Raw genomic sequence first — 9436 nt, 5'->3', positions numbered from 1 at the left:
CAAGGCCTGCTGTTCCTCCTCCGTGAGGGGGGATACGAAACGCCTTGCCATGCTCTCATCCTGATGTAAGGTCTTGATAGCATCATGCACGAAGACATCTGCCTAAGCACTTATATGTCCGCTTTTGGCCGCTATCAGTTGAAAATGAAAGAACCCCGCAATGCCCCCAGCCAGGGTTCTCTGGAGGCCATGTTTTCAGTAATGGATTCGCGCAATTCTTTCGACGACGATCTTAAAGGGCGGGTCCAGCATCTTGCCGACGCTCGTCGGCGCTCAGCGCACTGGCTCATGCGTGAGTGTTTCCGGCCAAGGGACCCGGCAGCGGCTGATTGATGTTGGTGATCGCGGTAATATCGAATGACCCGAAAGGAGCCCCGCATGAAACAGATCCAGGCAGTCTTTGATGCCCCGCCCGGCCATTGGGTCGGCGATGGCTTCCCGGTGCGCTCGCTATTCAGCTACGGCCAGGGTGCCGAGTCGCTCAGCCCCTTCCTGCTGCTCGACCATGCCGGCCCGCATCGCTTCGAGCCGACCCGGCACACCCGGGGCGTGGGGCCCCATCCGCACCGCGGTTTCGAGACCGTGACCCTGGTCTACCAGGGCGCCCTGGAGCACAGCGACTCGGCGGGCCATGGCGGCGAGATCGGCGAGAACGACGTCCAGTGGATGACCGCCGGTGCCGGCATAATGCACGAGGAGTACCACGCGCCGGCCTTTAGCGAGAGCGGGGGCACCCTGGAGATGGCGCAGTTGTGGGTCAACCTGCCGGCCCGGGACAAGTCCGCTCCGCCCGCCTACCAGACCCTGCTCGACGGCGAGATTCCCCGAGTGGCCCTGGAGGGGGATGCCGGCCAGCTCAGGGTCGTCGCGGGTCGCTATGGGGATCGAAAGGGGCCGGCACGCACCTTTACGCCCATCAATGTCTGGGACCTGCGCCTGGTGGCCGGCGGCGATGTTCGACTCGAGGTCCCCGAGGGCCATACCACCTTGCTGGTGGTGCTGGCGGGCACGGTGCTGGTCAACGGCGAGCGCCTCGTCCGCGACGATAGCGTGGTCAGCTTCGAGCGCCAGGGCGAGTCGCTCCGCCTGGAGGCCAATAACGACGCCAAGCTGTTGCTGTTGAGCGGCGAGCCCATCAACGAGCCGGTGGCCGGCCATGGCCCTTTCGTGATGAATCACGACTCCGAGCTCCGCCAGGCCTTTGCCGACTTCCAAGCCGGGAAGTTCGGCGATCTGAGGGGTGCATGAAAAGCACTGGCTGCATCCGCACCGGGTGGTATAGGTTCGCCCGGTGCGTCGGCTTGTCGGATTGCTCCTTCAGGCTTGCGTCGGGGAGGTCGTAGATGACGAAGTCCGAACTATCGAGCGTCTATCGCGACTATATCGCCTGCTTGAACGGGCAGGATTGGCCATCGTTGGGGCGCTTCGTTCATGAAGACGCCAAGCATAACGGCGAGCGGCTCGGGATATCAGGTTACCGGGGCATGCTGGAGAGAGATTTCGCCGAGATCCCTGATCTATCCTTTACGATTGAGTTGCTGGTTGCCGATCCACCCTACGTCGCCAGCCGACTCCGCTTCAACTGCACACCCAAGGAGAGGTTTCTCGGCCTGGATGTTTACGGAAGAAGGGTGTCCTTTGCCGAGAACGTCTTCTATGAGTTCCGCGACGAAAAGATCGTGCAGGTGTGGTCCGTCATCGATAAGGCGGCTATCGAGGCACAGCTACTTCATCCCGGCGGCCGATATGGCGACTGAATGGGAAAAGATGTTGAGCGGGGCGCTATATGATCCCCTCGCGCCGGCGCTCGTCCGAGCGCACAAACGTGCAAGTGATCTCTGTCAGGATCTCAATGTGACCCGCGAAGGAGAGGAGGAGCGCCGACGTATCCTGCGCCAGCTGTTCGGCCGGGGTGGCGACACGGTCTGGATGCAACCTCCGTTCTTATGTGACTATGGAACGAACATTGCGCTCGGCGAACGGGTGTTCTTCAACGTCAACTGCGTCGTGCTTGACGTGGCCCGCGTCACGATCGGGGACTATACGCTATTCGGTCCGGCCGTTCAGATCTACACGGCGACTCACCCCTTCGATGCGAAGCTCCGCCGTCACCAGGAGTTTGCCAGGCCCGTCGAGATCGGCACCGATGTGTGGGTCGGCGGCGGAGCGATTATCTGCCCGGGAGTGCGCGTCGGTTCGCGCTCCGTGATCGGGGCCGGCAGTGTGGTGACGAGGGATATCCCCGATGACGTTTTCGCCGCCGGCAATCCCTGCCGCGTGATACGCGATATATCCGACAGCGATCGTCCTTCGATGAGTGGAGAAGATGATGGACACCCCGGTGACGATTCGTTCTGAAACGCCGCAGGATGTTGCTGCCATTCGTCAGGTCATCGAGGCTGCCTTCAGGGAAGCCGAGAATAGTTGACCACTACAGTCCAGCAGAAATTCCCGATCAAGACTGGCGCGCTGACGGCTAGGCAAGCCGAAGTGGCAGGGGAGGAGGCCAAGGTATGAGCGATAACAACCAAGCACCCATCGTTATCTACCAAGACGCCGACCAGGCGGTCGAAGTCCGGCTCGATGCCGAGCGGGATACGGTTTGGTTGAGCCAGGGGCAGATGGCAGAGGTCTTTGATACCTCCACCGATAACATCAGCCTGCATTTGAAGAACATCTATGCCGATGCGGAGCTGGATCAACGGCAACTACCGAGGAATCCTCGGTAGTTCGTCAGGAAGGAAATCGGCAGGTGAAGCGGCGCGTCAGACACTACAATCTCGATGCCATCATCTCGATAGGCTATCGCGTTAACTCCCGGCGCGCCGTGCAGTTCCGCCAGTGGGCCACTCGCGTGCTGCGGGAGCATCTCACGCAGGGCTGGACCCTGAACCGCCAGCGCTTCGCGGAGAATGCCCGCGAGCTGGAGGCCGCCATGGCCTTGGTACGCAAGACAGCCTGCAGCCCGGCGCTGGATGCCGCCAGCGGTCGGGGCCTCATCGATATCGTCACCCGTTACGCCCAGACCTTCTTGCTGCTGCAGCGCTACGACGAGGGCCTGTTGATCGAGCCCCGCGCTGCGGCAAGTGCCGTAAGCCCCTGTTCACCGGCGAGCCATTGGCATTGACCGCGGTCAACTTCCCGGCGCTGGTAGAGCGCAGCAGCCTGCCGGTGGTGGATTTCTGGGCGAACTGGTGCGGGCCCTGCAAGGCGATGGCGCCGATCTTCGGCGCGGCGGCTCAGTAACTGGAGCCGCGTTTGCGTTTCGCCAAGCTGGTTACCGAGGCCGAACAGGCGCTGGCTGGCCGCTTCGCGATTCGCCGCATCCCTTCTCTCATCGTGTTCTGGGATGGCCAGGAAGTGGCGCGCCAGGCGGGCCTGGTATCGGGGCCCCAGTTCAGGCAGTGGCTACAGCCGCATCGGGTATAGACTTGCCTGATGCGTCGATAGGCCTCCGACGCGTCTGGAGTGGATGAGCGCTTGACAGCGCTCTCGCCTCTTACGACGTCCGTCACCAGATATCGGTCACCAATGAAAGGGTTAGCGTTGCTTTCCTTGCAACGCTTAGTGCAACTTCCATGTTTAGGCATATCCGTTGCCACACTCGAAATGATAATGAGCGGTTAGTCAGCCGCTGGCTGTGCGCTGGCGAACATAGAGTCGTTTTCTTGACAGTCAGTGCCCTGCCCGCCAGGGCGAGGTAGTTTTCCATAAAGAATTGCGTAAACCTTTCTACGGACAGAAAGTGGGTGTTTTTTTACCCCAAAGAAAGGGTATACCTCAGCCGATACGATCAGCGAGGCGAAGAGATGCGGTTTAGCAGGAGGCAGGCGAGGGTAATATGCCCTGAGTCAGGTGTAAGGCATCCTGATTGAAAACTAATACGGCTTATCGTGAGTTTCTAAGAGGTGGTGGCGGAACACGCCCAGCCACCGTTCACTACTGCGTAAGGCCCCAGAAATGCGCTATGTGACGGGTCGAAGAAATGCCGACTTCCAGCATAAACTTGTCTTCTTCCCCGAGGCCCTCGTCCCCCTCGGCCATGATCGGCGTGCCGTGGCCCATTCCCTTGATGATGTATTCCTCTATCACCTCCTGACCGTCCGCATTGCACCAGACCTTCCGGGGAAAACCGTCGACCTCCTCCTCCCGTGTCGGTGATTCTTCGACCTCGTGGATCTTCTGCCACTGCCGGACGATGGAATCCGCGTTGGAATTGTCGACGGTCGAATCGCTGCCGCCATGCCAGACCGAGACCGTTGGCCAAGGGCCGTCGAATGTCGAGGCATCGCGCACAAGCGAGTCGAGCTTGCTATCTGATGGGCCGCCATAGCCTTTCATGCGAACCATCGCCTCCATCATGTTGTCCGCGCTGCCGTAGGGTAGTCCGGCGATGATCGCCCCTCCCGCGAATACCTCCGGATAGGTCGCCAGCATCACCGATGTCATGGCGCCACCCGAGGACAACCCCGTGATGAAGACGCGCGACGGGGCGATGGCATGATCATCAACGACCTGCTAGATCATATGACGATTAGAGAGTGGTTCACCGTCGCCACGTTCGGTGTCGCCAGACTTGAACCAGTTGAAGCTGCTAAGGGGGTTGTTGGTTTTTCTTTGCTCCGGATACAGGAGCGCAATTCCGCATTCGTCGGCGAGAGCAGACCAGCCTGATCCGTGATCATAGCTCTCTGCCGACTGGGTGCTGCCATGTAGCACGACGACGAGCGGCCCATTCTTCGGAAAGTCCTTCGGGATATAGATATCCGCATGCAACGACCCTGGGTCAGTTCCGAATTTTTTCTAGTGGGTCAGGCGATTGCCGCTATCTGAAGAAGTCTGCATATGGCCTCTTTGCCAGTTTAGTATGGCGAATGATGCTGCCCGCAAGGAAAGTCCGTTGCGGATACAATTATCAAAGATAAGAGGTTACGTTGCTTCCGTCTGTTCGTTAGCAGCCAGAAAGCGATGCACAGTTGTCCTTAGAGGTTGGGATTTCTCATTGCCGCGACTGTTTCTGAGGGGGAAGGTCACCTGCAGGGTCACCCAAGACCCGCTCTACACCCTGCCGAACACGGCACGCATCGTAGTGGTCCAATGAAAGCGGCTATCGACACTCTTCACGACCTTGCCCTGCGGGCGGTGAGTAAAACCGCTGCGATGCGATCGGCTTCTGCATAGGCCGGCTCGTCCAGTTCTTCGCCGAATACATCAGGGTCGAGTTCCTGGTAGTCCCATTCGAGGGTGGAATCGTCGAGAATCGGCGCGATTGATGCGAGCAACCGGTCCGTGCCGTCGGTGATGGCAGTGCCCGTATACAGTAGAAGCGTGCCGCCGGGGGCCAGCCGCGTTCTCGCCAGGCCCGCAATCGCAAGGGAAAGTCCTTCGCCGAAGCTGCCGCCGCCGTGCCGGTAGGTGCGCTCTTGCGCATCGAGCAAGTAAGGAGGATTGGCGACGATTAAATCAAAGTCCCCGTCAACGCCGTCAAGCAGATCCGAGTGTTGAACCACGACTCGCATGGCGCCCGCGAGCCGGGCGTTGACGGAGGTGTACCGTAGGGCCATGTCATTGATGTCAACAGCAAACACGTCGGCTTGTGGCCGTTCGAGCGCAATGACCACGGCACCAGGGCCGGCGCCGCAGCCGATGTCGACGGCACGCTTGAGGCGCACATCGCCAGCAAGATATCGAGCGATTGCGTTCGCGAAGCGGTAAGTGTCTGGTCCGAAGAAAATAGCGTCAGAGGCCGTCGTCGGATAAGCCGAGTGCAGAAAAAGTTGGCCGCGTAGCGTCGAAGCACGCACTCGCGAGATCCAACCCTCACCATGTGTATCCAGCACATCCGCATTGCGCATCGCCTCGAAAAGTTCAGGTGTTATAACCCCCTCCCTGAAAGGTCGACTCCAACCGAAGACGTCTGTTGCGTTGCGCGCCCACGCATTCTCCAACCGTGAATTGACGCGAGCGTGGGTCGCCGGTGTGACGGTGGTGAATGAGTACCCGGTAGCTTTGAGCGTCATCGCGAGATGCAGGAAAACATCGTTGGTCATGGCAACCTGCTGAACAGATCGGCGTATAGCCTCGTTGCGGCAAGTCCCGCGGGCGTCGGGTGGTTCGCTGGCGAGAGCATTCCTCCTAATACGGCGAACGCCTCCGCCTTCGTGTCGACCCCGGCCAACTGCTGGAAAAGAGCATCAACGTCTGCGCAGCTGCCGTGTCTCGGTTCCCCTCCTGCGTGGTGTGCGATGATCTGTTCGATCGTAGCACCGCTCTGCGGCACTGCGGCCGCCTCTTCGACATGTCCTGCGGTCTGGCGCCTGCGAAAGCGATTTGTGGTTCGCGCGGTCGGCTTCGTTCCTGCATCGTTCATAATCCAGTCCCATAAAAGTTGCTGCTCGTAGCCGTCGAAGACGCCGAACATGGGTGCCTGCTCATCGGTCAATAGTCGCCAGAAGCGGCTTTGCTTCGGGCTCTCGCCGCGCCGGATCCATCCGGCGGACTGCAGCGTCCTCAACAGATCTGCAATCTCGCCCGGTGAAGAAAGCCAGTCGCTCACCGACCGCCCCCCGACGAGACAGTAGTCCGAATGCAATTTTGCTCCGATCAAGGCCTTCTCGGCGAAAACCCGCAACAGTTCTTGCTCGAGATCGAAGGACGCGACCGCCTGATGCGTGCCCATGCCGACGAGGTTCAAGCGGTAGCCGTTCCCGACGCGACGATGATAGTCCCTGGCATTCCCAATGCGAGGCATGCAATCGAGCACGCTTTGCAAGGCCTTGCGCGCGTGCCCGGATGAGGCATTGTCGATCGTCACGTGCAGGGCGAAGTAGTAGGGGTCGATGTCGAGTTCGTTCAATTCGTAAGCGGTAATGAGCAAATGCAGCGGCAACTGCTCGTAGCCGAGATTGAAACCGATCAATTCCGGCAAGAACTCATGGGCGTGGTGGGCAAGAGCGAGCTGCACGGCACCTTGAGTGAAGTGCTCGTCGGGGCCGTCCTGCCATTTATCGCAACCATACCGGGCGAGCAATTGCTTATAGAGCAGCACATGGTTTTGCAGCGGATTGCCGCAGCCGAGCTCTTCGAGATAGGTTTGGATAAGCGGCGCGAGCCGCGAATCCTGCCAGCGCTGCAGCAAGCCATAGAGCCAAGCGCCGTCCACGAGCTTCGTGGGCGCAACCGTGCGAAGAAAGTACATCGCATGCGAGCGGCAGCTGAAGTAGCGACGCGGCGAGCCGGCGTGCCGCCCGTCGAGGTAGTGTCGGTAACTCTGTGCCGTTTGATCGTGGGCGTTGCGCAACACGCTGGGCAATGACTGCATTTCGGTGGGAAAGTCTGCGTCGATCTCAGCTGCCACGCTAAGTTGTTCCCGCAAGAAGGAGCGCGATGTGGAGCGCGCCAATTCGTCGATCTGGCCCGCTATGCCGCCGCGTTCCTCTAACATCGCGAAGTAAAGCTGCCTGCTGCCTTCCTGCTGCGGTGCCAAATATGAGGGGGGCGCCGCCAATTGAATGTTAGATGGTACTGACATCATCTCTATGTTCTCTGGTCTATGTCCTTGGCCCCTCTTACTCGCCAGAATGCTATTAGTCGGCAGCGTAAGGTTTTCTTAGCGCAATCGCCGGAAAATGTTGAGCCACATCAAGAACGGCTTACACACACGACTCTATTTGGCGCTCGCGATAGGAGCTAATGTGGGACAACGCGATCACCACCAAAAATATATCGTGCGCTGCACCACCGCCCGAATCTGTTCGTTCTCGCACACACCGACGGCCTAGGCGGCAGATCGCAAAACTAATGTCGCTCGTTTTTTTGGCCGGTAATGTGAGCGCTGCAGGAGGTTTCCCTGAATGTCAGCTTTTAGCCGATAGTTGCCACCGTTACTTCTTGCGGTGGAAGCGCTTCCTATACTTTTTTTAACGCGCTTACCCGTATCGTCTTCCTGGTCATGGCTCCTGGTCTGCCGTCTGGCCTTTATCCGATCGGTCGCCAGCCGCCCTGTCTGATGACCGCGTAGCCTTTCACTCGTGGGTTGTAGAGATAGCGCCAGGCAGGACCGTAGCAAGTGGGGTGGATGGAGCGATCGTAGAGGCCGCTTGCGGGCTGGCGCACCCTGTAGTCTTCGAGCCGGTCGAGCTCGGCGAGCAGCTGGACGTCGACGCTGAACACCTCGACCTCGACGCCCCGGGAGGGCTCGAGCTTGGCGCCGGGGAAGGGGCCTAGGTCGTAGAGAGTGATCCGGTGTAGCCGGTCGCTGCCCAGGAAGTTGGCACACTCGAGCCAGTGGTGGTTGCGCAGCCCACGCTTCAGGGTGCCGTAAACGGCGACCAGCGGCGTGCGGGCGACGGCGAGGGCGGGCGTGTGCATCATTGGTCTCCGTCTCTCAGTATCGGTCAGTCACCGGCGTCGAGGGTCAGTCGCTCACCAGCCGCATTTGACTCGTCTCGTTACCTAGCGGCTCGACCTGGATCTGTACCGGGATGCGTTCGTGCATCTCTTGTACGTGAGAGATCACGCCCACGCGGCGGCCAAGCGCCTGCAAGCCGTAGAGCGCTTCCATGGCGAGCGCCAGGGATTGCGGGTCGAGGCTGCCGAAGCCCTCGTCAATGAACAGTGACTCGATCACCAGCTCTCCCGACGCCGCCGGATTTCGTCTTCCGCGGTATCGCTCAGCAGCGCTTCGTCACTGGCATCGCCCGCGGTCAGGTCGTGGCCGCGGCGGTGGGCGAGCAGCGCCTGGCGGCGTTCGGCGAGGGTGGCATTGGCTTGCTGGCGTGCCTGCTCGGCGTCGCTCACCGCGACGATACGCCGAAGGCTGTGGCGCGCAAGGTCGTGAAGACCGAGTTCCTGGCCGAGAAGGTAAAGGGAATCGTCGGGAACACGGCCATTGGTTTCATCAAGGCCAAGCCGCGCTTCTCCAAGCAGGAACTAAACAATATCGGGAATTTCCTGATCAAGCACATCGCACAGGCCAGCCTCGAGAGGGAGGCGTCCAATACATCGCCAACAGACGCGCTCGCGGTGTCAGCGTCGGTTACTGAATGCGTCGCTATCAATTATTACGAAGCCGCACCCGAGCCAGCGCCCACCGAGCCAGCTCCGGCACAGCCACTGCTGAGCTGTAAGAAGTGCGGCGAATCGCACCACCTTTATGGCATGTATGGCCAGTACGGCTACTACGTGAAATGCACAAGTTGCAACACCAACACCTCCATGAAGCAGCCATGCCCGGTCTGCGGGTGGAAAAGTGTTCGCATAGCGAAGGAGGGGCCGACATATACCGCCACCTGCAAGAAGTGCGAGCATCAATTCCTAGTTTATCGCCAAGGGTAGGGGGGGGATATGGCAGCTATCGACCGAGGCTGTGTGAAAACGTGGCTACCGCTATACTCTACCCGTGACAGCTCGTGGAGGTGCCGATGAAGCGCTTCGT

13 protein-coding genes and 1 pseudogene are annotated in these 9436 nt (G+C 59.9%); 9 read left to right on the top strand and 5 right to left on the bottom strand.

The window, feature by feature from the left end; all coding sequences use genetic code 11:
* Positions 1–84 precede the first annotated feature (84 nt).
* The 8 genes from KG088_RS19805 to KG088_RS20145 all read left to right on the top strand — a co-directional run bounded on the left by KG088_RS19805 (position 85) and on the right by KG088_RS20145 (position 3429).
* On the top strand, positions 85–333 hold the full coding sequence (locus KG088_RS19805; RefSeq protein WP_250148388.1) for a CopG family ribbon-helix-helix protein: 249 nt from the start codon (positions 85–87) through the stop codon (positions 331–333).
* 45 nt (positions 334–378) lie between these two features.
* A complete protein-coding gene (locus tag KG088_RS19220) occupies positions 379–1248 on the top strand; it encodes a pirin family protein (protein WP_213828187.1) in 870 nt (289 codons plus the stop codon).
* 95 nt (positions 1249–1343) lie between these two features.
* Entirely contained in the window at positions 1344–1757 is a 414-nt protein-coding gene (locus KG088_RS19215; RefSeq protein ID WP_213828186.1) for an ester cyclase, read from the top strand.
* Positions 1747–2358: a sugar O-acetyltransferase gene (locus KG088_RS19210; protein ID WP_213828184.1), complete on the top strand. Its 612-nt coding sequence runs from the start codon at positions 1747–1749 to the stop codon at positions 2356–2358. The genes KG088_RS19215 and KG088_RS19210 overlap by 11 nt, the downstream gene beginning before the upstream one ends.
* Before the next feature lie 155 nt (positions 2359–2513).
* On the top strand, positions 2514–2729 hold the full coding sequence (locus KG088_RS19205; protein ID WP_213828182.1) for a hypothetical protein: 216 nt from the start codon (positions 2514–2516) through the stop codon (positions 2727–2729).
* A 23-nt stretch (positions 2730–2752) separates the two neighbouring features.
* Positions 2753–3127 carry a RhuM family protein gene (gene rhuM, locus KG088_RS19795; protein WP_319941485.1) on the top strand — a complete coding sequence of 125 codons (375 nt, stop codon included), beginning with the start codon at positions 2753–2755 and terminating at the stop codon, positions 3125–3127.
* A complete protein-coding gene (locus KG088_RS20150) occupies positions 3124–3246 on the top strand; it encodes a thioredoxin family protein (RefSeq protein ID WP_406565629.1) in 123 nt (40 codons plus the stop codon). Before rhuM ends, KG088_RS20150 begins: the two co-directional genes overlap by 4 nt.
* Positions 3247–3258: 12 nt before the next feature.
* Positions 3259–3429 carry a thioredoxin family protein gene (locus KG088_RS20145; protein WP_406565628.1) on the top strand — a complete coding sequence of 57 codons (171 nt, stop codon included), beginning with the start codon at positions 3259–3261 and terminating at the stop codon, positions 3427–3429.
* A gap of 510 nt (positions 3430–3939) precedes the next feature.
* Here the strand turns inward: KG088_RS20145 and KG088_RS19195 are convergent.
* The 5 genes and pseudogenes from KG088_RS19195 to KG088_RS19175 all read right to left on the bottom strand — a co-directional run bounded on the left by KG088_RS19195 (position 3940) and on the right by KG088_RS19175 (position 8629).
* Positions 3940–4719 (bottom strand): annotated as a pseudogene (locus KG088_RS19195) (extracellular catalytic domain type 1 short-chain-length polyhydroxyalkanoate depolymerase).
* A gap of 401 nt (positions 4720–5120) precedes the next feature.
* Positions 5121–6050 carry a methyltransferase gene (locus KG088_RS19190; protein ID WP_213828180.1) on the bottom strand — a complete coding sequence of 310 codons (930 nt, stop codon included), beginning with the start codon at positions 6048–6050 and terminating at the stop codon, positions 5121–5123.
* Complete coding sequence (locus KG088_RS19185) at positions 6047–7486, bottom strand: iron-containing redox enzyme family protein (protein ID WP_213828178.1); 1440 nt, start codon at positions 7484–7486, stop codon at positions 6047–6049. Before KG088_RS19185 ends, KG088_RS19190 begins: the two co-directional genes overlap by 4 nt.
* A gap of 491 nt (positions 7487–7977) precedes the next feature.
* Positions 7978–8373 (bottom strand): gamma-glutamylcyclotransferase family protein, encoded by a 396-nt coding sequence (locus KG088_RS19180; RefSeq protein ID WP_406565627.1) that lies wholly within the window; start codon positions 8371–8373, stop codon positions 7978–7980.
* A gap of 43 nt (positions 8374–8416) precedes the next feature.
* Positions 8417–8629, bottom strand: a complete 213-nt coding sequence (locus KG088_RS19175) for a P-loop NTPase family protein (RefSeq protein ID WP_250148387.1) — start codon at positions 8627–8629, stop codon at positions 8417–8419.
* On the opposite strand from KG088_RS19175, the gene KG088_RS19170 reads away from it, so the two are divergent.
* Positions 8617–9336, top strand: a complete 720-nt coding sequence (locus tag KG088_RS19170) for a hypothetical protein (protein ID WP_213828176.1) — start codon at positions 8617–8619, stop codon at positions 9334–9336. The genes KG088_RS19175 and KG088_RS19170 overlap by 13 nt on opposite strands.
* Positions 9337–9436: the final 100 nt, after the last annotated feature.

The organism is Halomonas jincaotanensis, assembly GCF_018448785.1.
Lineage (GTDB): Bacteria > Pseudomonadota > Gammaproteobacteria > Pseudomonadales > Halomonadaceae > Halomonas > Halomonas jincaotanensis.
Note: the sequence above shows the minus strand (reverse complement) of the source record. Positions and strands in the feature narration are given on the sequence as shown.